The organism is Arthrobacter sp. MA-N2, assembly GCF_000517125.1.
In the GTDB taxonomy this organism is placed as follows: Bacteria; Actinomycetota; Actinomycetes; order Actinomycetales; family Micrococcaceae; genus Arthrobacter; species Arthrobacter methylotrophus.
Window position 1 is genome coordinate 456,667 of record NZ_KI912156.1, and the last position, 22,342, is coordinate 479,008.

Consider the following 22,342-nt stretch of genomic DNA (forward strand, 5'->3'; position numbering starts at 1 on the left):
ATCGAGCCGAAATGACAGATCCTCCTGCACATATGAGGCACGAACCGATATCCCTCCTGCACTAGATGTGGACGAGCGTTCCCGGTTTGGCGCCTAAAGGTGAGCGTGCGTCTGAGATGTGTGGCTCAGCCGGCCGCGGTCAGGAACGACTTGAGCAACGGGCCGCTCGTGGTCGCCCCAAGGCCGCCGTCTTCCACGAACACTGCCACTGCCAGATCGCCGTGCACTGCAACGATCCAAGCGTGTGTCTTGGGCGGATTGTCGTTTCCGAACTCGGCCGTCCCGGTCTTCGCCCCCACCGGCGCACCCGGCACCGACGCGAGGAAACCAGCATGACCGGAAGTCACCACGGCGCGCATCATGTCGCCCAGCGCGGCCGCCTCCGCAGGGGTGACCGGCTTGTCGGAGGCGGCTGGCGCGGAGACCCCCGACGCGGTCGGGGACGCCGACGACGACGGCGAGCCGGACGCCGTCGGGGTGGCGCCTGTGGAGGGTGAGACTGAGCCGGGGTTCAGGACGAGTTGCGGCGACACCGGCGCGCCGTGGCCCACGGAAGCTGCCATGACCGCGGCGGCAAGCGGGGAGAGCAGCACTTTGCCTTGGCCAATCATGGAGGCTGCGTGCTCCGTGCCGTCCGCGTTTCCGGGGACTGAGCCCAGGAAGGCGTCGGCCCCCAGCTTCGGTGCTTGGACCGCGAGCCCCAGGGAAGTTGCCGCGGATTCGAGCTGGGCTTGGCTGACCTTGTCCCGTGCGCTGATGAATGCCGTATTGCACGAATGCGCAAAAGCATCCCGCAGGGCGATAGAGCCCAAGGAAGTCACCGGATAGCCCTCGGCGTTCTTGAATGTCCGGCCGTCCACCGTGATTGTCGGCGTGCATTCAACCGTGGAATCCGGCGTCATTCCATTCCGGATCATCGCCAGGGAATCGACGATCTTGAACGTGGATCCCGGGGCATATTGTCCGAGCATTGCCGTGTTGTAGCCGTTGCTTCCGGGGCCGGAAGCCGCAGCCAGAACCGCGCCGGTGGAGGGTCGGAGCGCCACAATAGCCGAAGCGGGTCCAACGCCCGTCAAAGTATCCTCGGCAAGTTGCTGCAAGCGAGGATCCAGTGTGGTTTTGAGCGGATCGCCGGGCTTCGCACTAGCGGCGAAAAGCACCCTACGGGGATCGGGCTTCGCCGCCTTGATCTGCTCATCCGTCATGCCTTGCGGCCGCGCCTTGATGGAAACCCCATCCTGGCCGCGGAGTTGGGCATCATATTGTTCCTGCAGACCACCGGTTCCGACTGTGTCTCCCTGTTTGAGGGCACCTCCGGCCTTTTCGATCTGCTCGGCGCTTGCCTCGGCTGCGGTGCCCAATAGTGCGCGAGCGAAGGTTCGCGTCGGCGCCAAAGGAAGGAAATCTGGAATGCCACGGGCGCCGGGGATGGCAGAAATTTGCTCGTCTGTGATCGTCCGGCCCTCCTGCCGCAGGGTGATGGCACTGACGAAGGCCTGCGGGCCGGCCGCCTGGACCTGCTTCACGTACCCGGCTTCGTCCACGCCGAGCAGTTGCGCGAGCTTCGCGGCCGAAGCCGCAGGATCTGCCGATCCGATCGTGGTCTTGTCGATGCCCACCTGAACCACCGGACGGTAGCTGACCAATTTGGCATCTCCGGCGCCCAGGATATCGGCCCTGGGCGGCGTAGTGACGGTTTTGTCGAGAACCTCGCCGTCCTTCAGATCCGGCTCCAAGAGTGAAGGAGTCCACTGGACGGCCCATTTGTCACCCGACTTCTTCAGCGTCGCCTGGGAGGTGTACTTCCACTCCGTGGTTCCGACTTTCCACGTGTAGTTGAGCGGGACCGAGGCTTTGTCGCCGTCGAGCTTTACTTCCCCGCTTTCGACGGAAGGCTTCGCGGGGTCGAGGACCGCGAATACCGCCTTGAGCTGCTCGTTCGCTGACGCGGCATCTTTGCCGTCGACGGCGAGTGATCCGACGTCGAGCGCCGCCAAGGACGAGGCGAGTTGCTTGGCCGCGCCCTCCGCCCCGGAACGACCGTCGTCGCAAGCGGACAGCGAGCCAGCAATCATCAGGGCGGCAAGCCCCAGGACAAGATTCTTCGTTTTCCCCATTTTCGCCATTATGCCTTCTATGCTTGGCGCTCTTGATTCATGGCGCGATACGTTGCACTTTTGTGATGGTCCACCTGCGTGCCCCTTGCCCAACTAACTCGCATTTGTTGTCGCTTAGAGCGCCCATAACGTCAACAACTGCGAGTTAGTTGGGTCTAAACGGGCTATTGGTTCCGGATGATCCTGCGCTGCATCGCCACCGCGATGGCCGCCGTCCGGTTGTCCACCCCCAGCTTGGCGTAGATGTGTACCAAGTGCGTCTTCACGGTGGCCTCGGAAATAAAGAGTTGCCTCGCCATCGCGCGGTTGCTCATCCCGGTGGCAAGAAGCTCTACAAGTTGGACTTCCCGCGTACTCAGCGCGGGAACCGGATTGCGGATACGGCCCATGAGCCGCGCGGCAACCTCAGGTGCGAGTGCTGTCCGGCCGGCCGCTGCACTCACCACGGCCTGCCGGATCTGCTCGGGCGGCGCATCCTTGAGCATGTATCCGCTCGCACCGGCCTCCACCGCTGCGAGGATGTCGGCGTCGTTGTCGTACGTGGTCAGGATCAGGACCGGCGGTGGGGGAGTCCCGGCAACACCTGCCTTGATTTTGCCGGTCGCAGTGACGCCGTCCATCCCCGAGCCCATTTGCAAATCCATGAGAACCACGTCCACGGGCTCGCCGAGGGTATGGAGCTTTGACAGCTCTGCCAAGGCGGCGTCGCCGTCGGACGCTTCCGCCACCACTCGGACTCCCTCGAAATCGGCAAGCATTGCCCGGAGCCCGGCTCGGACCACGGGATGATCATCCACGAGCAAGACCCTGATGTTGTTGGTCATGGGGACGACTCCAGACCCAGGTTGCCAGTACCCAGCGGCAGCCGGACTGCCACCACGGTCCCCTCCCCGCGAGCCGACTCGACGTCGAGCGTTCCGTTAAGGGCCACAAGCCGCTCACGCAGGCTTTTGAGCCCGACGCCGGTTCCGTCACCCCGCGTTGCCGCGGCGGCCGCGGCGGTGGGATCGAAGCCTACGCCGTCGTCGAACACATCCATGGTCACCTCGGCGTCCAGGAAGGACAGCGTGACGACGGCGGTGCTCGCGTGGGCATGCGCCCAAACGTTCGCAAGGGAAGACTGGGCCGCCCGCAACAAGGTGGTCTGGTAAGGGTTCGGCAGCGGCACCGGCGTGCCCTGGAGCTCGAAGCGACACCGCAGCGTGGCCCCGCGCGCGGCTGCTTCGGCCTCGGTTTTCGTGCAAAGGCGTCTCAGGGTGTCGGCCAGCCCGGCTTCCGCCAGCCCGGGGGATCCCAGTCCACGGACAAAGTTCCGGGCCTCCGCCAGGTTGCTGGCCGCTGTCTCGCGGACGGTTTTGAGGCGATCATGGGCCGTGACGCTGTCTCCTGCGTCGAGGGCTTTCTCCGCCGAACGGCCCATCAGGACGATGCTTGAGAATCCCTGCGCGAGGGTGTCGTGGATTTCGCGGGCGAGCCTTTCTCGCTCAGCCAGCACGCCGGCGTCGTGCTGGCTGCGTGCCAGCTCGGCTCGGGTTCGGCGCAATTCCTCGGCGGCAAGGCGCTGATTCTCTGCTTCGATGTAGAGCGCCCGATACGCCAGGCCGGTGACAACAGCGAAGGCGGCCCCGAAAACAGGCCCGAGGACCATGGGAAGTTGCAAGGCATCCGCTCCGGCACCACGGTTGTGGAACCACATGGCCGCGACCAGGAGTGCGGTGCTTGCAGCTATGGCAGCCAAGGCGAAGCGGCGCGGCAAGATATGCAGTTGCACGAAGAACAACGGGAAAGCTATCCACGCAAAGTCCGGACTGATGAGCATGAGGAGCACCCACAGGAAACTTACGACGGCAAGCCACCAGCGCGCGTAAGGTTGCGGATCGAAGCGCTCAGGGTTCCCCGCATGCCTCTTCTCAAGAACTGTCCCCACGAGATAGACGGCAGCCAGAAGCACGGCAAGAACCAGTCCCGCCCCAGTGGCCATGGGAGAAAGGCCAGCGGTCGCGAGCCTTACGAGGGCCACCAGCAAAAGCACCGCAAAACCGACGTGCAGACTGACCCGCAGGACACGCAAGATCACAACAGAACCGCTCGGCTGCACCGTGTCACCTGGCAACTGGGGCAGCGCGGCTTGCGCGGTGGCTTGCTGCAAATCGTCTCCCTGCATGCCCTCCAGCGTATCCCCGCATCCCGACACTTCTGCCCGGATTCCGCGCCATTCGGGCTGAATCAACCAAACGGATGATCCTCGAGTCATCCAAGGCGATCCGACAGGTCCATCCACCTCCTGATGTCCCATGCGCCTTCTGCCCGGAGAGTTGAAACAAGACCCGAAGATCGCCTCCCAACCAAAGGAATTCCATGTTTCTCGCCGTGCGCGACATCCGCTTTGCCAAGGGCCGTTTCGCCCTGATGGGAAGCGTCGTCGCCCTCATCACGCTCCTGCTCGTTATGCTCTCGGGACTCACTGCAGGCCTGGGCAATCAGTCGACGTCGGCGATCGCAGCCCTCCCGGCGCAGCAAATCGTCTTCGGCGCCCCCGCCGGGGGCGAGGCCAAGGCGTCATTCACGGAATCGGAAATCTCGGGCAAACAGCTCGAGGCATGGCGAAACCGCCAGGGTGTTTCCTCTGCCGAGGCACTCGGCATCACCCAGACGAGGCTTCAGTCCCTCGATTCGACCAACAATGCTGCGGGCACTGCCAACGTCGCGGTCTTCGGGTCCGACGGCGGCATCTCGCCTGTGGCGGTCAGGGAAGGCGAGGTGGTGGTCGGGGAGTCCCTGGCAAAGGAACTCTCATTGATTGTCGGTAGCCGGGTGACCGTGGGTGGTACCGGCATGACGGTCTCCGCGATCACCCACGATGAGTGGTATTCGCACACCGGAGTTGTTTGGACCTCCCGGACTGCGTGGCAGACACTCGCGCATATTCCTAACGGGGAATCGATCGGGACGGTCCTCACGGTGTCGTACGACGCCGGTGCCTCCGTGGACATCGACGCCGCCAATGCGGTGGCCGGCACTGTCAGTGCCACCCCCAGCGGATCCTTCCAAGCCCTTGGCTCGTACAAGAGTGAAAACGGGTCCTTGATGCTCATGCAGGCGTTCCTCTATGGCATCTCGGCACTCGTCATCGTGGCCTTTCTTACCGTCTGGACGGTCCAGCGCACACGTGACATCGCCGTGCTCAAAGCCATGGGCGCCTCGTCCGGCTTCGTGGTGCGTGACGCGCTCGTCCAGGCAGGAATTGTCTTGCTGGCCGGGGCTGGACTTGGCGGTGGGCTTGGCGTACTGGGTGGCGTCTTCGCCGCACAAGCTGCCCCGTTCCTCGTAACTCCGCTGACAACGCTCGTGCCCATTGCCGGGATTGTGCTCCTGGGGCTCGGCGGTGCGGCGGTGGCAGTACGAAGCATCACGAAGGTGGATCCGCTGATCGCACTCGGCGGCAACTAGGCCAGGCTGTCTTCAGCTTAAATATTCTGCGAAAGGCATATTCATGAATCATGTACTCAAGCTAGTCAACGTCACTCTGGAATACCCGGACGGTGAGTCAACGCTCAAGGCCCTGGACTCCGTGTATTTCCAGGTGGACGTCGGTGAATTCTCCTCCCTTGTGGGCCCGTCAGGCTCCGGAAAATCCTCGCTTCTCGCGGTGGCGGCCACCCTGGTCCGGCCAAGTTCCGGGCTCGTCATCATCGACGGCGAAGATGCAACAGGACTAAACGACACCGAACTCACCGCCCTGCGTCGGGAAAAGGTAGGCATCATCTTCCAGCAACCCAATCTCCTGCCTTCACTGACTGCCGTCGAGCAGCTGATCATCGGCGACCTTTTCCGGGGGAAGCCGGCCGCGGCGGCTCGCAAGCGCGCTTCGGAACTACTCGACGTCGTCGGACTTGGTGCTTCACTCAGCAAGCGACCGCACCAGCTCTCGGGAGGCCAGCGGCAGCGCGTGAACATTGCACGCGCGCTCATGGGTCAGCCCCGGGTGCTGCTCGTGGACGAGCCGACGGCGGCATTGGATCACGAGCGCAGCGAGTCGATCGTGCGTCTCCTGCGTCAGGTCACGGACGAGTTCGCGACGGCAACGATCATGGTCACGCACGACACAGAGTTCCTGCCGTTCACAGATTCTGTTGCAACCATGCGCGACGGGCGCCTCGGCTTGCGAACCCCCGTCGCCCCACCCAACTAGCTCGCATGAGATGTCGTTTTGAGCCGTTATAGCGACATCTATTGCTAGTCAGTTGGGCAGAGCGAGCCCGGTCAGCCTCTTAGGACAGCCTCATCCCGGGCATCGTCGTAGACGTCGCGGGCCTCGAGAATGCTGGGCACATGGTCTTCCGCCCATTGGCGCAATTGCTTGAGGGGTCCCAACAATGATGCTCCCAGCGCAGTCAACTCATAGTCGACGCGAGGCGGCACCTGCGCATAGACAGTTCGTTTGATCAGCCCGTCGCGCTCAAGGGAACGAAGGGTTTGAGTCAGCACTTTCGGCGTCACCACGTGGACCATCTTGCGGAGCTCGGAAAAGCGGACCGGGCCTTCTGCGAGAACTTGGACCACCAGCGAAGCCCATTTATCGCCGATGCGTTGGAAGATCACGCGGGACGGGCAATCAGGGTCCAAAACGTTTGCCGGCAGCTTGCTGGTATCCATGAGGTAACTAAGTTCCTTTGAAGCTATCAGTATCAAATAGATACTTTATCTCTATTGCAGAGATAGCAACCCAAGGAGAGTCATGAAAATCGCAGTTTACGGCGCAACAGGCATGGTCGGAAGCCAGATCGTGCACGAATCCCTCACCCGCGGCCACGAGGTTACGGCCATCTCCCGCAAGGGCTCAGCGGTTGCTGGGGCGAAGGCCCTAGCGGCCGATCTCGGTGATGGGCAGAGCTTCGCGGCGATCGCCAAAGAGCACGACGCCGTAATTCTCGCCACCGGGCCGAGCCGCACCGGCGGAGACCACGGAGAATGGCTTGCAGCGATGGATACCGCTTACAGCAACGCGGAAGGTACGCGCCTGATGATCGTCGGCGGCGCAGGCACCCTGGAGATCGACGGCGTTCGCCTCCTCGATTCACCTGATTTTCCGGAGGCCTACAAGGCCGAGGCCACCACCGCGGCCGCAGCCTTCGCCGCCGTCAGGAAAGCTCCCGAGACTCTGGACTGGACCGTCCTGGCGCCGGCACCCATCATCCAGCCCGGTGAGCGCACAGGCAATTACTCCACCGCCCGGGATTCCCCCGCGGGCAACAGTATTTCCACTCAGGACTACGCCGTCGCCATGCTGGATGAAATCGAAACCCCCGCCCACCGCCGCGCCCGTTTCACCGCAGCAAACTAACCCAACGCCCGTTCACTTCCAGCGCCCTGTTTCCGGGCGCTCCTTCAGATATCCCATTCTCCAGGGGAACGCTCCTTCAGATCATTTAACTGCAGGAGGGTTCCGTTCCTTGGGCACATACGTGAGGGAGCGTCCGAGTGGGCAACCGCATATGAACTGGTCCCCGGAAGTTGGACTGAGAAATTCAGTTCCGACTTCCAGGGAGCAGTTTTATGCATGCACGTAGTTCATTGTCTGAGGTCCAGCGTGAGGCCGCTGTAGCGTGGTTTGAGAAAGGCGTCGGGCACGTGGCGGCGGCCAGGATGCTGGGTGTGTCTCGTGTGCCGGTCAAGGCACTGTTTGGGCGGTGGAGGATTCATGGGCAAGGAGCGCTGGTGAGCAAGCCGGCGAAGTCGTACTCTTTCGAGTTCAAGCTCGCCCTGGTCGAGCGGTTCCTCGCGGGCGAGACCGGCCCGGACCTGGCAGTGGAGGCAGGTTTGTCCTCGCGCGAGTTGTTGCAGAAGTGGGTCCGGGCGTATCGCCGGGAGGGCGCGGACGCGTTGCGGCCCAAGCCCAGGGGCAGGCCCCGGCAGCCCGATTCCCCGCCCCCGGCGGAACTGCCCGAGCTGGAGCGGTTGCGGCGGGAGAACGAGCGGTTGCGGGCCGAGGTGGCGTATTTGGGAAAATTGCGGGCCTTGAGGGCGCAGGAACGACGGTGAAGGTCCAGGCCCTCATCGCTCTCAAGGCCGGCTTTCCCCTGCCCGTCCTGCTGCAGGTGGCCGGGCTTGCCCGGTCCACGTTCTTCTATCACCAGGGGCGCCTGCAGGCTCCGGACCCGCAGGAAGCACTGAAGGCCGCGGTGGCGGAGATCTTCGCGAAGAACCGGGGCCGGTACGGGCACCGGCGCATCCACACCGAGCTGGGCAGGCAGGGGTGGGCGGTCGCGAAGAAGACCGTGCTGAAGCTGATGCGTTCGCTGCGGCTGGTCTGCCAGGTGCGGCGGAAGAAACGCTACAACTCCTACCGGGGCGGGCAGGGCGCCGTCGCGGAGAACGTGCTGAACCGGGAATTCGACGCCGATGCCCCGAACCGGAAATGGGTCACCGACGTGACCGAGTTCAGCGTCGGGGACCGCAAGCTCTACCTCTCACCGGTCATGGACCTCTTCGACCGGCAGATCATCTCCTATTCGATCGGGTCCTCCCCGAACCTGGAGCTGACCAACACCTCGCTGCGTGAGGCATTGAGCCGCCTCGGGCAAGGCCAGCAGCCTCTGGTGCACTCCGACCAGGGGGTCCAGTACCAGCACATCTCCTGGCGCACTCTCCTCGAGGGCGCCGGCGCGGTCCAATCCATGTCGCGCAAGGGCAACTGCTACGACAACGCCGTGATGGAGAACTTCTTCGGCCACCTCAAGGAGGAGATGTTCCACAGGACCAGGTTCCTCAACACCGAGGCACTGGAAACAGCGCTGCACGAGTACATCCGCTGGTACAACACCGAAAGAATCTCCACAAAACTCGAGGGCCTGAGCCCGGTGCAATACCGTGCCCAGGCCCTCGCAGCCTAGGATCCTACTTAGCCAGTCCAACTTCCGGGGACCAGTTCAATACGTGAGGGAGCGTCCGAGTGGGCAACCGCATACGTGAGGGAGCGTCCGGGGGCGGAGACTACGCGCCCAAGCCCAGCCCGGGTACCGGCAGGTCAAATATGTCCTTCAAGGCATATTTGGCCGCATGGTATCCGGGCATTCCCGTCACGCCAGGTCCAGGCGGCGTGGACGAGGAGCACAAGTACACGCCAGGCAACGGAGTCCGCCAAGGCACACGAGAAAGCACGGGACGCCGGACCAGACCGCGCAGGTCAAGCAGTCCTGCGCCAAAGTCGCCGCCCACATAGTTCTCGTTGTAATTGGCCAGGTCCGCCGCCGTCGTAGTCTTCCAGGCGAGCACCACATCCCGGAAACCCGGGGCAAACTCCTCGATCCTGGACATGATCGCCTCAGCCATGTCAATGGTTGACCCCTTGGGCACATGGCAATAGGACCAGAGAATGTGCCGCCCGGCAGGCGCCCGCCCGGGATCCACTATGGAAGGCTGGGCCACGAGGACGTATGGCTTCACGGGATGCCGTCCCGCGGCTACAAGGTTTTCGGCCTCAGCCATGGCAGCACGTGTGCCACCCACATGCACCGTCCCGGCCACCGCCAACCCTGGGGCCGTCCAAGGCACGGGCCCCGAGAGGATGAAGTCCACCTTGCACGCCGCATTCCCGAATCGGAATGTTTCCAGCGACCGCCTGTATCGCGTCGGGAGCGCTGATCCAGCCATACGGAGCAGTGCAGGGGGGGCGATGTCGAGCAAAATGGCCTTCGCTGGATGCAGCTGTTCCAAGGAATCGATGCGCATGCCAGTCTCGATGACCCCGCCATGGGTCTCGATATCCCGGGCCATGGCATCAGCTATCGCGGCAGAGCCACCAACCGGAATGGGCCACCCGCCCACATGGGCCAGCGCGCCCAGCAAGAGTCCCGCTCCTGCCGACGCGAGCGAAGGCAGGGGAGCCACCGCATGCGCCGCGACGCCGCTCAGGAGTGCCGGAGCCGCATCCCCCGTGAAGCGCCGGTTCCACCACGGCGAGCCCTGCTCCAGCGTTGCCAAGCCCAGCCGTAGCGCAACCAGTGGTTGGCCGGGTACCCGCAGTAGCTGGTTTTGCGTTACGTCCAACACCCCGGCGAGGTGCTCCACTAGGGGTCCCATCAGGCTGGCAAACGCAGCTCCGTCGGTCCCGAGCTCAGCGGCGGTCCGCTCCAGCGAGCGGTACGCGAGGGCTGCCTTGCCGCCGTCAAGCGGAGTTCCGTACTGGACCTCCGGCAAACGCAGCTCCACGCGCCGCTCGAGTTCAAATTCCCGGAAGAACCGCGAAGCCAGAGCCATCGGGTGGACGGCGGAACAGACGTCGTAGACATGCCCCGGTTCCAACAGTTCGGACGTACGGGTACCGCCCCCTATAGTCTCTGCAGCTTCGTACACTCGGACATCCAGGCCCGCGCGCGCCATGACTACCGCTGCGGCCAGGCCGTTCGGTCCGGAGCCGACGACGGCGACCTCAGCCATCGCGTCCTGCCTCGCCGTGCGCAGATGGTACAGAGCCGTGCGCGGGCGGCGCTGAGTCCCGCATGGGCGGCGCTGCATCTTCGGCAGGTTCGGAAGCGATAGGCGACGGAGCAACGCGTCGCCAGGGCAGCACGGATGCCGTCGGGCTCATCAAGTCCACCCGGAACCAATCCTTGGCACCGTTGAACACGCCACCGTGCGGATCATCTACACCGTGCACCCGGAGGGGATCCAGTTGCGGTTCCCAGATGTCCCAAGCGACCCGCAACATCAAATATGCTGTTGCGGCTATATGCAGCATGACGGCCATGACGTAGTAGGGCATATCAATGTTGTTCTGTGCCGGGCCACCGCTACTCAACTGGCCCAGGTACATCCATGTGGCGGTCCAATGCAACGCCTCGGCAGCCTGCCAGAGCAGGAAATCGCGCCAACGGGGCCTGGCCAAAGCGAGCAGCGGTACCAACCACAGCACGTACTGCGGCGAATAGACCTTGTTGCTAAGGATGAACGCGGCCACTATCAGGAACGTCAATTGGGCTAGGCGGGGCCGCCGGGGGGCGGCCAACGACAGGACGGCAATCAGGATGCACGCCAGAAGGAACATATTCAGTGCCAAGGCATTGATGGTTTCCGGACCAAGTTGTGACAGGTGTAGGCGGTCGGCAACGAGGTTATAGGCGAACCACAACGAACCATATCCAGCGGGACGATCCCGGGTGAAGTCGAAAAAGTACCTCCAACCGGCTGGGTTCACGGCGGCGATAGGGACATTCACGATCAGCCAAGCTACGGCTGCCGAAGAGCTTGTCACGAAGAAGACCCGCATGCGGCCGGTGCGCACCGCTAGTAGAAGCACTGCGCCCAGGACGAGCACCGGGTAGAGCTTGGTCGCCGTCCCCAGTCCGATGAAAAGACCGGCAAGGATGGGACGTTCCTTCGCGAAGAAGTACATCCCTACCGCGAGCATGGCCACGGCCCAGATGTCCCAATTGATGACCCCTGCCAGCAGGATCCCCGGCGCCAAGGCCACCATGGCTGCGTCCCAGGGTCGGCGTTGGTTGATGCGCGCGGTAGCCACAACTGTCACGACCCACACAGCCGCTATCAAGGTGGCATTCACATCGAAGTAGCCCAGGATCCGTTCCTGATTGGCGCCGTGGCCCGGAACCAGCCATGCCGTTGCACCGGCTATGAGGCCAGTGATCACGGGATATTCGAAGAGGCTCTTCTGGTCAAAGAACGGAAACACGCCATCGGCAAGACCTCGGGTACTGAACAGTTCGGGAAGATCCGAATAGCAGGTGGCGTAGAACTGCTGGGGGGAATGCCAACCATTGACGCGGCAATAGCCCTTGATCAGGATCGACAGGAGTGCGGCGACGATCGTGAGGATGATCAGGACGCGTTCAACGGTGAAGAATCCGGGGGAGATGGTGCCCGGGGAAGAACGCCGCCCCAGGGGCCCTCCGATCAGTTCGGTGAAGTTTCCCAGTAAGGAATCACTACGGCTGGGAACCACAAAGCGCGCACGCTTTTGTTGGCTGTGCGGCTTCGTCTCCTGCATGGGATCGAGCTTACCTTCAGGGCCACCGGATGCGTCCCGGTCTTAACCCGATGGTTTAAGGGCTCTTCACGGTTCGTGGTGATTGTTCTGCCGTGATGGATGTTCATGCCGCTGTTTTGGCGGCACTGCGCAACAGGATACGCGTTTTGTAGTTGCGTGCGTTGGTGAATCCCCGGCCTGTCCGTTTGATGTGTTTGATGGCTGTGTTGTTGGCTTCTACTTTCGCGGTGGTCGCACCGGTGACAATGAGGACTTCGATTTCTTTCCACCACCGGCAGATCGTGCGCCAGAGCCGGTTCGTTTCCGGCTGCGCGGCTCGTTCGACCAGTTCCTTCAGGTGGTCTTTCGCCGCGGCCGCGTCGGCAAGAGACCCGGTGGCGAGCAGCGTCCGGAGCTGTTCTTTGACCAACCACGCAGTCTGCAGCTTCCCGGTGGCGTCGTCGGTGGCGAACACGGTGCTGAGTCTTTTCCGTGCCCGGTCCGAGAGCGTGTCGGCGCCGCGCAAGAGCAGCCGTCGGTTGGCCCAGACCGGATCGATGGAGCGTCCCCGCCGGCCGTGGACCTGGTGGGTGAGTCGTTGCCGGACTTCGGTGAGCATGTCGTTGCCGAGCTTGACCAAATGGAACGCGTCGACCGAGATTGCTGTGCGCGGGAGCCACATCCGCAGTGCCTTGCGGAAAGCCGCTGACGGGTCGATCGCGACGACCTGCACCCCCAGACGCCACTGCAGCGGCCGGGCGAACAGCCAGTCCCCGACGCCCTCACTGTCACGCCCGTCCACGATCCCGAGCACTTGTCCGCTGTCCAGATCGACAATAGTCGTCATCCAGGGTTCGTACCGTTTCCAGGCGTTCGTTTCGGGATCCCGGAAGAACCGCACGGACCGGTAGCGGTGTTCATCGATGCCGAGCATCCGTGGCGCCAGGCCGTCGACATCGGGCAGTGTCAGCGCCGCGGAATCCAGGGCCCGCTGGACCAGCCACCATGAGACGCCGAACGATGCGGCCGCTTCCGCGGCGGCCCTTCCGGATCCAATGACGGCGGACACGAGGGCATCGCGAAGCCGGCGGGTGGACCGGGCGCGGCGCGGCACCTGGGCAGTCTCCTCCGCGAACGTCCGCCGCGGGCACAGATACTCATCGCAGAAGAATCTCCGCTTGGACCAGATCACTTCGACCGGGCCGGCCACAGGGATGTCACGCAGGCGTTGGGGCCGGCGTGAATGCACGCGGGTACTGATGACGCCACAGCACGGGCACCCGGCCTCGGCCGTGGCTTCGACGCGGACCCGCCGCTGCCCGAAAGCGAGGACCTCAGTATCGGTGACGCGGTAGTCGGGCAGATTGAACAGGGCGGTGGCAGCATCGGGGCGCGGGGAAGTAGGCTCGATCAAGGCTCGTAGCTCCTGACTCTTGATGAATGCGTAGAGAACATCCATCACAGCAGGGCTACGAGCCCTTCAGCTCTCAAGACACGGAATCCGTTTCACCACGAACCACGGAGAGCCGGTTTAAGGGCGGGAGCCCACGCCTAGCTGCGTGGGCTCCCGCGGCCAACGGTCCGAAGCGTGTCATCTGTCCCTCCTGAAGCGAAGTCAGCGGATGATGCCCATTTGGTGCAGGACGACGTAGACGTCTTCCCTGCGCTGGTCTAGCAGCTGTCCGTTGAAGAGAGTCCTGTCTTTGACCTCGGGTTTGCCGTTGAAGACCATCAGATCCTTGAGGCGCTTGGCCAATGGTTCACCTCCTTCAGTTGTTGAAAGAATTGCCGGAATTCGGGCACAACAATTAGATCCTCTGAATTCAAAGAAACAGGGATGGAAAAAGGCGCGCGAATATCGGGAAATGCTGGGTGGATTAAGCGGAATGACCGCATCGAAATGCAAAAGTCCGGCAGATGTTCTCCAAGGGGCAGCCGTCCCCAACAAGAAGCTGGTTCCGAACTATGAGGAAACTGCGCACCACGTCAATGGCGTGTCACCGTTCAATGAAAGGCCAGTTCGCCTCTGACTAAACCGTGAACCGCCCCAGCATTCAGGCGCGGAAGTGCATCAGGGGAGCTCAGGCCGCAAAACGGCGTCGGGCAGCGAAGGCCGGGGTGCCAGCAACGGTCATCTTCCATCCGCTAGTCAAAGTAATCATTTTCCCAACCTCCTTTTCCGCTTTGGCGCCACCACAGCTGATTGACTGGGTAGCGCACGCCCTAATCCGGGTTAATCCCGGCGATTCGCTCTGGGATTAAAATAAAGTTACACCATGAATCGCAGTGTTGACCAGCCAACTACAAACAATTTACAAACTAATTCTTCTTACAGTCCCCAGCGAAGAATGACAGGTGTCCGCTTATCCCATCCCAAGGTGCAGACCTTGGCTGTTCCCAGGAGAAAGTGGCGTCCTTCCACGGCGTCCAATTCAAGCCAGCGGGCGGTGAGGATCCGGGAGAAATGGCCGTGGGCCACAATCAGGACGTTGTCCATTCCGGACTCCAGGACACGGGCAATGATCTTGTCCGCACGTGCTGCCACAGAGTCGAGCGTCTCGCCGTTGGGGACGCCGTCGGTCCAGATGAGGTAGTCCGGGTTGTCCTTGCGGATGAGGTCCGAGCTGATGCCTTCGTAGTCTCCGTAATTCCATTCCACAGCCAGCGGCTCATGAATGGCGTCGGGGAAACCCGCCAACTCCGCGGTACGCCGGGCTCGGCGCAGGGGCGATGTCAGCACCATGTCGAAGTCGATGCCTTCCAAGATCTTGCGAGCTTCCACGGACTGCTGCTCGCCCTCGACCGTCAGAGGAAGATCCGTCAAACCGGTGTATTGGCCGCTCTTAGACCATTCGGTCTCACCGTGACGCATGATCCAGAGCTGTGGCCGGGAGGGTCTGGGTACAAGGTTCACTTAGGACTCCTCTGGTTCGGCGGTGCCAGCGTGGGCATCGACGGCTGGTTCCGATGAAAGTTCGACGGCGGACTCGGGTTGCGCTGCCCACCACGCCAGAAGCCTGGATTCGGCTTCCGCTTGAGACATGGGGCCGTTTTCCATGCGTTCTTCCAGTAAGTATTTGTAGGCGCGGCCAACCACGGGTCCGGGTTTGAGTCCCAGCAAAGCCATGATCTGCGCTCCATCCAAGTCAGGTCGGATGGCATTGAGCGATTCTTGCTCGGCCAGGACCTCAATCCTTTGCTCAAGGTCATCGTAGGCAAAGGAGAGCCGTTCTGCCTTGCGCTGGTTGCGGGTTGTGACGTCAGACCGCGTGAGACGGTGCAGACGTTCCAGCAAGGGACCGGCGTCTGCCACGTAGCGACGCACGGCGGAATCGGTCCAACCCGCGTCTCCGTATCCGTAGAAGCGCATGTGCAGCTCCACAAGCCGCGCCACTGCCTTGATGGTGTCGTTGTCGAAGCGCAAGGCCTTCATGCGTCTTGCCGTCAGCTTGGAACCAACCATGTCGTGGTGGCGGAAGCTCACCGCGCCGCCCGGCTCGAAGCGACGCGTCGCCGGCTTCCCGACGTCGTGCATCAGGGCGGCGAAACGCAACACAAAGTCCGGACCCGGCACCGGGCCGTCCGGACCAGTCTCGAGCGAGGCAGCCTGCTCCAGGACCTGAAGGGAGTGTTGGTAGACATCCTTGTGGCGGTGGTGTTCATCGGATTCCAAGCGCAGTGCAGAAACCTCGGGCAGGACGAATTCGGCCAAGCCGGTGTCCACGAGGAGGTCGATACCCGCCCGCGGATGAGCACCGTTGATGAGCTTGACGAGCTCTTCGCGCACGCGTTCGGCGGAAATGATCTTGATCCGTTCGGCCATCCCGGACATGGCAACGCGGACGTCGTCGTGCACGGAAACACCAAGCTGCGCCGCGAAGCGGGCGGCGCGCATCATCCGCAGGGGGTCATCGGAGAATGACGCTTCGGGAGCCCCCGGGGTAGCCAGCACCGAGGCGTGGAGATCCCGTACGCCGCCGAACGGATCCACAAGCTCCAGGGAGGGCAGCCGCAGTGCCATGGCGTTGATGGTGAAGTCGCGTCGGAGCAGGTCATCCAGCAACGACGAGCCGAAGGCAACCACCGGCTTGCGGGATTCGGCGTCGTAGGCTTCGGCGCGGTAGGTGGTGATTTCAATCTGGAAGCCGGACTTCTTCATCCCGATCGTTCCAAAGGCCCTGCCAATCTCCCAGAAATTGTCTGCCCACCTCTTGATGATGGAAAGGGTTTGCGCGGGGGTGGCGTTGGTGGTGAAATCCAGGTCCGGCGAAACCCGGCCCAAGAAGAGGTCCCGGACCGGACCGCCCACCAGCGACAGTTCGAATCCAGCGTCCACAAACCGCCGACCGAGGTCCAGGACCACTGGATCCATCTGGAAATTGACTGAAGAACTGTCCAATACTTGCGCCATAGTTCCTTAAGCTTGTCAGATTTCACCGGCCCATCACACCGGCTCCTCCTCATGACAGGAGGACACAGCGCGAACGCGTGGCAACAACACCGGGATCACGGCCGAACGCCATCCGCACGTCACCGGGCGTCCATGTCCCGGTCATCACCAACGGGCAAGAGTCGTTAGAGTGGACTTCATGGCCAACCCGATCCCGAGTGCTCCTGGCAGGAGGACGAACGCACCATTGCCGTCGGCAATTGGTGCCCACGTCGCGCCCGCTCCGCACCCGGCTCAGGCCTCCCTTCCCACGGTAGAGGAGGTCTCTGCTGGCGGCGTCGTCGTAGACACCTCCGACGGCGAACTGAGGGTTGCGATCATCGCCCGCCTTAACAGGGGTGGCCGCCTTGAGTGGTGCCTGCCGAAGGGGCATCCCGAGGGCAAGGAAAACAACGAGGAAGCTGCCGTCCGCGAGATCGCAGAAGAGACCGGAATCGAAGGCAGTGTCCTGGCTCCGCTAGGCAGCATCGACTATTGGTTCACCGTGAGCGGGCATCGCGTCCACAAAACCGTGCACCATTTCCTGCTGCGGGCCACGGGCGGGGAACTGACCATCGAGAACGATCCCGACCAAGAGGCCATCGACGCCGCTTGGGTTCCCCTGCGGGAACTGGCCCGCAGACTGTCCTTCCCCAATGAGCGGCGGATCGCCGATCTTGCCCGGGATGTACTGCCCGAACACCTTTAATACGGTCTTTGATAAAGTCTTGACGCAACAGGCAGCCCGGCTCGTGGGACGATAATGACAATGTCTGCCGCCAAAACAACCCAGTCAACCCAGTCCGGTGAAACCCGTTCCAGCGCCGTCATGGCAGCCGGGACGCTCGTTTCGCGGTTCCTCGGCTTCGCCAAAACCTGGATGCTTGGTGCCGCACTGGGCCTGGGATCGACGGTCAACGACACATTCATCAATGCCAACAACCTGCCGAACCTGATTTTCCTTCTGGTGGCCGGTGGCGTTTTCAACGCCGTGTTGGTCCCGCAGATTATCAAAGCCAGCAAGGGTCCGGACCGCGGCGCGGATTACATCAGCCGGCTTCTGACCCTGGCCGTGCTGGTTCTCTTGAGCCTGACGGCGCTGGTCACGCTGGCCGCGCCGATGGTTATCGACCTCACTACCCAGGGCTACTCTCCCCAGCAGAAATCGCTGGCCGTAGCCTTCGCGTTCTATTGCCTGCCGCAGATCTTCTTCTACGGTTTGTATGCATTGCTGACCCAGGTCCTCAACGCCAACGGCGCCTTTGGTCCCGCGATGTGGGCGCCGATCCTGAACAACGTGGTGGCCATCGCCGGACTGGGCATGTTCATCTGGATCCTCGGTGCCAACAACACCAACCCACACACCTTGGACAATTGGGGGCCTTTCCAGACCTTCCTGATCGCGGGCTTCTCCACCGTCGGCGTGCTCGCGCAGACCGCCATACTCCTCGTTCCGGTGATCCGCCTGCGGCTCGGGCTCCGGCCCCGCTTCGGCTGGCGGGGAGTGGGACTGGGCCAGGCAGCGAAACTGAGCATCTGGACGCTCCTGACCGCCGCCGTCGGGCAACTCGCTTTCCTGTACGTCATGAGGATCGCCACGATTCCCGGCTCTGAGCGCCTTCGACTTGAGCACGCGCAAGATCCGGCCGCCGCCACCCTTCCCGGCAACGCGGTCCTGGAAGTCGCCAGCCAGCTCTATCTGCTACCGCACTCGATCATTGCGTTGTCGCTCGCCACCGTGCTGTTCAACCGCATGGCCCACGCCTCCCAGGCCGGCAACAAAGCCGAACTGCGGGAAGCCCTTTCGCACGGACTGCGGACTATGGCCGTCGCGACCGTTTTCGGGGCTTTGGCCCTCTTTGCCCTCGCTGGTCCGCTGGGCATGTTCTTCTCCGGCGGGAAGCCCCAGGACGGGGTCATGCTCGCCCAGACCCTGACGATCCTCGCGCTGAGCACCCCGTTCATGAGCGCCAACTTCATGATGTCCCGCGTTTTCTACGCCAATGAGGATGCCCGTACCCCGTTCTACATCCAGCTCATGCTGGCCGTGCTCAACGTAGTTGGCGCATTCATCATCCAGTTCCTGCCGGTGGGCCAGATCATCTTCGCGATTGCCGTGTTGTACACGCTCGGCAACATTCTCTCCGTGGTCATCAGTGTCTGGTTCCTGCGACGGCTCCTTGGCCATGTGGACGGGCCTCGCATTGCGAACTCCTACATCCGCATGGGCTACGCGGCGCTCGGCTCAGCAATCGCCGGCGCTTTGGCTTTGTGGCTCCTGGGCAGCTACCAAGCCGACGGCTTCGCCTGGAGCAGCAGGCCCGCCGCCCTGGTGACGGTTGTCGTCGTCGGGCCCGTCATGCTGCTCGCGTACTTGCTGCTGCTGCGAGTCTTCCACGTCAGCGAGCTGCGCGATTTGCTCCGGCCGTTGCTCGGCCGGTTGGGCCGTAGCGGCCCCGCTTCGACTCCGGCCCCGTCCACACGCGGGAAGCAGCCCCCGACGCCGGTCCGCGCCACGGTATCCGACGATACCGGTCTCATTCCGCGCATCTCGGGCGAGTTCGACGCAGCGTCGTTCCGGGCCGGTCCCGCCTTGGAAACCATCCCGGCGAAAGACGGAACGTGGGATGACGCAGCTGGCGGTCAAGAGGGAAAGGACAAGGTGGATGCCTGGTCCGACGTCGAGAAGTCCTACCTGCCGGATGAGGACCTCCCCGGCACCGCTCAGGGAGGCGTAGGCCGCCCTGGCATCCCGCTGCCTGGCCGCCGCACTTACCAGGGGACGCTGGGAAACAACCCCTATTTCCGCGGTGGATCTCACCGTAAAAGGTGACGTTTCAGCGCAAACCGGGGGCCCGAACGGCCCAATCCGCTAGGATCAGAAACTAATACAGGTAGTTGCAGACCACGGGTCACCCGGCTGGCCGGATCACGTATTCAGGACCCGCAGCTTCCGGACAGTCTAGGAGGAACCCGTGTCCCACCCGATCGATGTCGGATCAGTGCTTGGCGGCCGCTACAAAGTCACAGCCACCGTGTTGACTTCGCACGACCAAGATCTGGTGCTCGACGGCGTGGACCAGGTCCTCAACAGGCCTGTCAGTATCCTGGTAGCCGGCCCGGGGAACGCTGAGCAAGTTGCCAAGAGCGCCCGCGAGGTAGCCACCGGCGAACGGCCCGGGCACGTCCAGATCCTGGATCTAGGCGTCAGCGACAGCACCACGTACCTCATCACCAACCACAGCAGCGCTCCTGATCTGCTGGACCTTGTGGTGGCAACCAACCCGCCGTACGTCGAGCCGTTCTTTACGGACACGCTTGGCAGCGAGATTTTCGGCCAGGCGCGGTCCCACGAGCCAGAGACCTACGACGGACTCTACGACGACGACGAGCACGACGCCGAGTACATCAGCTACGACGAGGTCGAACCGAACCCTGCCGGTGAACCGCGGGAAGCTACTGCTCCTGCCCAAGACCCGCGCCGCCCGGTGGTTCCCCCGAGGCCAGCCGACCGGCCGACGTCGGCTCCCGGGATTATCGGTTCCCGCATCGCCGCCGCTGCTGCCGGCGCAGGGGCGGCAGCAGCCGCGGCCGCAGCCGCCGTGAAGGGTGCCGGCAAGTCAAGCTCCGACGACGGCCAGCGAACGTCTCCTGCATCGTCGGCCTCGGATGCTGCCAGGTCCGCCGAGCCAAGCCAGACGGCCCCCCAGCAAATCCAGCAGGAGCCCACAATGCGGGCGGTTCCCGCCTCCAATGCGCCAGCGCCGACCTCCGCGACCCCCGCCCAGGACGCCAAAGTCTCTCTCTGGGCAGATGACGACTACGGTTACATCAAGGACGACGCCGCCTCCCGCGGTGCGGCCGCCGCCGCAGCGGGCGGGTACACACGAGGCGCGTCGAGCTTCCCGGCGACGGCCCGCGAGCAGGCCGAGCCTCTCGAGGAGGACGAATACTACGACGATGAGCCCGTGCGTGAGCCGCGATCCTTCCGATGGCTTGTAGGCGGCGTTCTAGCCGCTGTCCTGATCGTCGGATTGATCCTTGCCGTCACTAACCTCGGCAACCTCATCCCCGGCGGCGCCCCGGCGGCCAAGCAGTCCGCCGCAGCGCCTCAAACAGGAAACGGACAGCCAAGCAGCAGTTCCACAGCCCCTGTGGTCGCCGCGCCGCCGGTCATTGATGGAGTCACCCGTATTGGCGATTTCGACTTCGCCGCGACCTACGACAAAGACTTGGTCAAGGCATATGACGGCAATGCCGCAAGCTACTGGTCAGATATGGAGTTTGCCACTGCGGACTGGGGTGGCCTCGCGCCGGACGGAGTTTCTTTGCTCGTCAAGCTGCAGGCTCCAGCCCAAGTCAAGTCCGTCATCTTGAGTCAATTGGGGGCTTCCGGCGGAAACATCAGCGTGTACACCAACGATCGTCCGGCCATGGACGGCGCCAAACTGGTAGGCACCAACAGTTTCACCTCTCCTGAACTCGCCATGCCTCTCAGCACCCCTGTGACCGCCCAGTACGTGATCATCTCGATCAAGTCGCTGCCGAAGCTCACGGCGCCCAAGACACGCTACGGCTACGGCCTACGCCTTGCGGAGATCAAGGTCCAGTAGGCCTGGTCCAGTAAGCCCTGTCCAGTAGCCCAGCGTCCGTCGGCCGATGGCGTCCGGGCCCTTCCCGGCTCCATGCCGGCAGACGGTACCCTGATGTTGGTGGATATTAGGGTCCCCGGAAACGCCGGAATATTAGACGCCGCGATGGGGTTGTGCCATGTGGCCCGCCGCGATAATCCGGTGCATCGACTAAGGAAGAGGTTCACCCAACAGTGAGCAACGCAGAAAACACCGCGTCACAAGTGCGTGATGTCATCATCGTAGGCTCAGGGCCTGCGGGTTACACGGCAGCCGTCTACACCGCGCGCGCCAACATGAACCCGCTGCTCATCGCCGGTTCCGTGACAGCCGGTGGGGAACTGATGAACACAACGGACGTCGAAAACTACCCGGGCTTCCCCGAAGGCGTCATGGGACCCGATCTCATGGAGAGTTTCGAAAAGCAAGCGGCACGTTTTGGGACAGAGATCCAGTTTGAGGATGTCACCGAACTGGATCTCGACGGCGACATCAAGTCGGTGACTATCGGCACAGGGGAGACCTTCAAGGCACGGGCAATCATCTTGTCGACCGGCTCTGCTTACCGAGAACTCGGGCTTGCGAACGAAAAGCGCCTTTCTGGCCACGGAGTGAGCTGGTGTGCAACCTGTGACGGTTTCTTTTTCAAGGATCAGGACATCGCCGTGATCGGTGGCGGCGACTCGGCCATGGAGGAAGCAATCTTCCTCACCAAGTTCGCCAGGTCCGTTACCGTGGTGCACCGCCGCGATGTTCTCAAGGCTTCCAAAATCATGGCTGACCGTGCGCAGGCCCACGAAAAGATTAAGTTCGTGTGGAATTCCGCCGTCGAGGACGTCATCGGAGGCGATAAGGTCACTGGCCTGAAGTTGAAGAACCTTGTCGACGGTACCGAGTCCGAGCTCGCTGTCACTGGGGTCTTCGTGGCCATTGGCAACGATCCGCGGACAGAGCTGGTGAAGGGCAAACTGGAGCTAGCTCCTGAAGGTACCATCGCCGTCGAGGGCCGCAGCTCGAAGACGAGCATCAAGGGCGTCTTCGCCGCGGGGGACGTGGTTGACCCGACCTACCGCCAGGCCATCACAGCGGCCGGCTCGGGTTGTGTCGCCGCCTTGGACGTCGAGCACTATCTTGCAGACCTGCACGCCTAATCGGCACAGCAGCCATCCATTCGAAGGGA

At 62.9% G+C, this 22,342-nt stretch carries 19 protein-coding genes; 9 read left to right on the plus strand and 10 right to left on the minus strand.

Annotated elements, in window-relative coordinates:
• Window positions 1-125: 125 nt before the first annotated feature.
• The 3 genes from A3M3_RS0120430 to A3M3_RS26195 form a co-directional block, all read right to left on the minus strand.
• The gene (locus tag A3M3_RS0120430) at window positions 126-2,117 is read right to left on the minus strand and encodes a penicillin-binding transpeptidase domain-containing protein (RefSeq protein ID WP_028267892.1); all 1,992 of its coding nucleotides are present in this window, start codon (window positions 2,115-2,117) and stop codon (window positions 126-128) included.
• Window positions 2,118-2,281: 164 nt separating this feature from the next.
• Window positions 2,282-2,941 carry a response regulator gene (locus A3M3_RS0120435; RefSeq protein WP_035743424.1) on the minus strand — a complete coding sequence of 220 codons (660 nt, stop codon included), beginning with the start codon at window positions 2,939-2,941 and terminating at the stop codon, window positions 2,282-2,284.
• A complete protein-coding gene (locus A3M3_RS26195) occupies window positions 2,938-4,281 on the minus strand; it encodes a sensor histidine kinase (RefSeq protein WP_081736976.1) in 1,344 nt (447 codons plus the stop codon). The genes A3M3_RS0120435 and A3M3_RS26195 overlap by 4 nt, the downstream gene beginning before the upstream one ends.
• A gap of 194 nt (window positions 4,282-4,475) precedes the next feature.
• On the opposite strand from A3M3_RS26195, the gene A3M3_RS0120445 reads away from it, so the two are divergent.
• The gene (locus tag A3M3_RS0120445; protein ID WP_028267894.1) at window positions 4,476-5,567 is read left to right on the plus strand and encodes an ABC transporter permease; all 1,092 of its coding nucleotides are present in this window, start codon (window positions 4,476-4,478) and stop codon (window positions 5,565-5,567) included.
• Window positions 5,568-5,610: 43 nt separating this feature from the next.
• On the plus strand, window positions 5,611-6,309 hold the full coding sequence (locus A3M3_RS0120450; RefSeq protein WP_028267895.1) for an ABC transporter ATP-binding protein: 699 nt from the start codon (window positions 5,611-5,613) through the stop codon (window positions 6,307-6,309).
• Between the two features lie 71 nt (window positions 6,310-6,380).
• On the opposite strand, the gene A3M3_RS0120455 is transcribed toward A3M3_RS0120450, so the two are convergent.
• Window positions 6,381-6,773: a winged helix-turn-helix transcriptional regulator gene (locus A3M3_RS0120455; protein ID WP_028267896.1), complete on the minus strand. Its 393-nt coding sequence runs from the start codon at window positions 6,771-6,773 to the stop codon at window positions 6,381-6,383.
• 82 nt (window positions 6,774-6,855) lie between these two features.
• Here A3M3_RS0120455 and A3M3_RS0120460 point away from each other — a divergent pair, with 82 nt between their 5' ends.
• The 3 genes from A3M3_RS0120460 (at window position 6,856) to A3M3_RS0120470 (ending at window position 9,010) form a co-directional block, all read left to right on the plus strand.
• Window positions 6,856-7,461 (plus strand): NAD(P)-dependent oxidoreductase, encoded by a 606-nt coding sequence (locus tag A3M3_RS0120460; protein WP_028267897.1) that lies wholly within the window; start codon window positions 6,856-6,858, stop codon window positions 7,459-7,461.
• 374 nt (window positions 7,462-7,835) lie between these two features.
• Window positions 7,836-8,159, plus strand: a complete 324-nt coding sequence (locus tag A3M3_RS29075; protein ID WP_231497211.1) for a helix-turn-helix domain-containing protein — start codon at window positions 7,836-7,838, stop codon at window positions 8,157-8,159.
• The gene (locus A3M3_RS0120470; RefSeq protein WP_028265294.1) at window positions 8,156-9,010 is read left to right on the plus strand and encodes an IS3 family transposase; all 855 of its coding nucleotides are present in this window, start codon (window positions 8,156-8,158) and stop codon (window positions 9,008-9,010) included. Before A3M3_RS29075 ends, A3M3_RS0120470 begins: the two co-directional genes overlap by 4 nt.
• A gap of 100 nt (window positions 9,011-9,110) precedes the next feature.
• On the opposite strand, the gene A3M3_RS0120475 is transcribed toward A3M3_RS0120470, so the two are convergent.
• From A3M3_RS0120475 to A3M3_RS0120500, 6 genes are all read right to left on the minus strand, one after another.
• Complete coding sequence (locus A3M3_RS0120475) at window positions 9,111-10,556, minus strand: phytoene desaturase family protein (protein WP_028267898.1); 1,446 nt, start codon at window positions 10,554-10,556, stop codon at window positions 9,111-9,113.
• Window positions 10,549-12,123 carry a glycosyltransferase family 87 protein gene (locus A3M3_RS26200; RefSeq protein WP_197023345.1) on the minus strand — a complete coding sequence of 525 codons (1,575 nt, stop codon included), beginning with the start codon at window positions 12,121-12,123 and terminating at the stop codon, window positions 10,549-10,551. The genes A3M3_RS0120475 and A3M3_RS26200 overlap by 8 nt, the downstream gene beginning before the upstream one ends.
• A 103-nt stretch (window positions 12,124-12,226) precedes the next feature.
• The gene (locus A3M3_RS0120485) at window positions 12,227-13,516 is read right to left on the minus strand and encodes an ISL3 family transposase (protein ID WP_028265267.1); all 1,290 of its coding nucleotides are present in this window, start codon (window positions 13,514-13,516) and stop codon (window positions 12,227-12,229) included.
• A 201-nt stretch (window positions 13,517-13,717) separates the two neighbouring features.
• Window positions 13,718-13,858 carry a hypothetical protein gene (locus tag A3M3_RS28240; protein WP_155854481.1) on the minus strand — a complete coding sequence of 47 codons (141 nt, stop codon included), beginning with the start codon at window positions 13,856-13,858 and terminating at the stop codon, window positions 13,718-13,720.
• 573 nt (window positions 13,859-14,431) lie between these two features.
• Window positions 14,432-14,974 (minus strand): histidine phosphatase family protein, encoded by a 543-nt coding sequence (locus tag A3M3_RS0120495; RefSeq protein ID WP_051423469.1) that lies wholly within the window; start codon window positions 14,972-14,974, stop codon window positions 14,432-14,434.
• A gap of 42 nt (window positions 14,975-15,016) precedes the next feature.
• On the minus strand, window positions 15,017-16,513 hold the full coding sequence (locus A3M3_RS0120500; RefSeq protein WP_028267900.1) for a CCA tRNA nucleotidyltransferase: 1,497 nt from the start codon (window positions 16,511-16,513) through the stop codon (window positions 15,017-15,019).
• A gap of 178 nt (window positions 16,514-16,691) precedes the next feature.
• Here A3M3_RS0120500 and A3M3_RS0120505 point away from each other — a divergent pair, with 178 nt between their 5' ends.
• The 4 genes from A3M3_RS0120505 to trxB all read left to right on the plus strand — a co-directional run bounded on the left by A3M3_RS0120505 (window position 16,692) and on the right by trxB (window position 22,313).
• A complete protein-coding gene (locus A3M3_RS0120505) occupies window positions 16,692-17,240 on the plus strand; it encodes an NUDIX hydrolase (protein WP_442853125.1) in 549 nt (182 codons plus the stop codon).
• 60 nt (window positions 17,241-17,300) lie between these two features.
• Window positions 17,301-19,364 carry a murein biosynthesis integral membrane protein MurJ gene (gene murJ / locus A3M3_RS0120510; protein WP_028267902.1) on the plus strand — a complete coding sequence of 688 codons (2,064 nt, stop codon included), beginning with the start codon at window positions 17,301-17,303 and terminating at the stop codon, window positions 19,362-19,364.
• Between the two features lie 142 nt (window positions 19,365-19,506).
• Window positions 19,507-21,144: a hypothetical protein gene (locus tag A3M3_RS0120515; protein WP_028267903.1), complete on the plus strand. Its 1,638-nt coding sequence runs from the start codon at window positions 19,507-19,509 to the stop codon at window positions 21,142-21,144.
• A 212-nt stretch (window positions 21,145-21,356) separates the two neighbouring features.
• Window positions 21,357-22,313, plus strand: a complete 957-nt coding sequence (gene trxB, locus A3M3_RS0120520; RefSeq protein WP_028267904.1) for a thioredoxin-disulfide reductase — start codon at window positions 21,357-21,359, stop codon at window positions 22,311-22,313.
• Window positions 22,314-22,342 lie beyond the last annotated feature (29 nt).

Bases quoted from the DNA above. Each gene is read 5' to 3' on its own strand.
- A3M3_RS0120430 (WP_028267892.1), bottom strand. From the start codon at position 2,117: ATGGGGAAAACGAAGAATCTTGTCCTGGGGCTTGCCGCCCTGATGATT.
- A3M3_RS0120435 (WP_035743424.1), bottom strand. From the start codon at position 2,941: ATGACCAACAACATCAGGGTCTTGCTCGTGGATGATCATCCCGTGGTC.
- A3M3_RS26195 (WP_081736976.1), bottom strand. From the start codon at position 4,281: ATGCAGGGAGACGATTTGCAGCAAGCCACCGCGCAAGCCGCGCTGCCC.
- A3M3_RS0120445 (WP_028267894.1), top strand. From the start codon at position 4,476: ATGTTTCTCGCCGTGCGCGACATCCGCTTTGCCAAGGGCCGTTTCGCC.
- A3M3_RS0120450 (WP_028267895.1), top strand. From the start codon at position 5,611: ATGAATCATGTACTCAAGCTAGTCAACGTCACTCTGGAATACCCGGAC.
- A3M3_RS0120455 (WP_028267896.1), bottom strand. From the start codon at position 6,773: ATGGATACCAGCAAGCTGCCGGCAAACGTTTTGGACCCTGATTGCCCG.
- A3M3_RS0120460 (WP_028267897.1), top strand. From the start codon at position 6,856: ATGAAAATCGCAGTTTACGGCGCAACAGGCATGGTCGGAAGCCAGATC.
- A3M3_RS0120475 (WP_028267898.1), bottom strand. From the start codon at position 10,556: ATGGCTGAGGTCGCCGTCGTCGGCTCCGGACCGAACGGCCTGGCCGCA.
- A3M3_RS26200 (WP_197023345.1), bottom strand. From the start codon at position 12,123: ATGCAGGAGACGAAGCCGCACAGCCAACAAAAGCGTGCGCGCTTTGTG.
- A3M3_RS0120495 (WP_051423469.1), bottom strand. From the start codon at position 14,974: ATGCGTCACGGTGAGACCGAATGGTCTAAGAGCGGCCAATACACCGGT.
- A3M3_RS0120500 (WP_028267900.1), bottom strand. From the start codon at position 16,513: ATGGCGCAAGTATTGGACAGTTCTTCAGTCAATTTCCAGATGGATCCA.
- A3M3_RS0120505 (WP_442853125.1), top strand. From the start codon at position 16,692: ATGGCCAACCCGATCCCGAGTGCTCCTGGCAGGAGGACGAACGCACCA.
- murJ (WP_028267902.1), top strand. From the start codon at position 17,301: ATGTCTGCCGCCAAAACAACCCAGTCAACCCAGTCCGGTGAAACCCGT.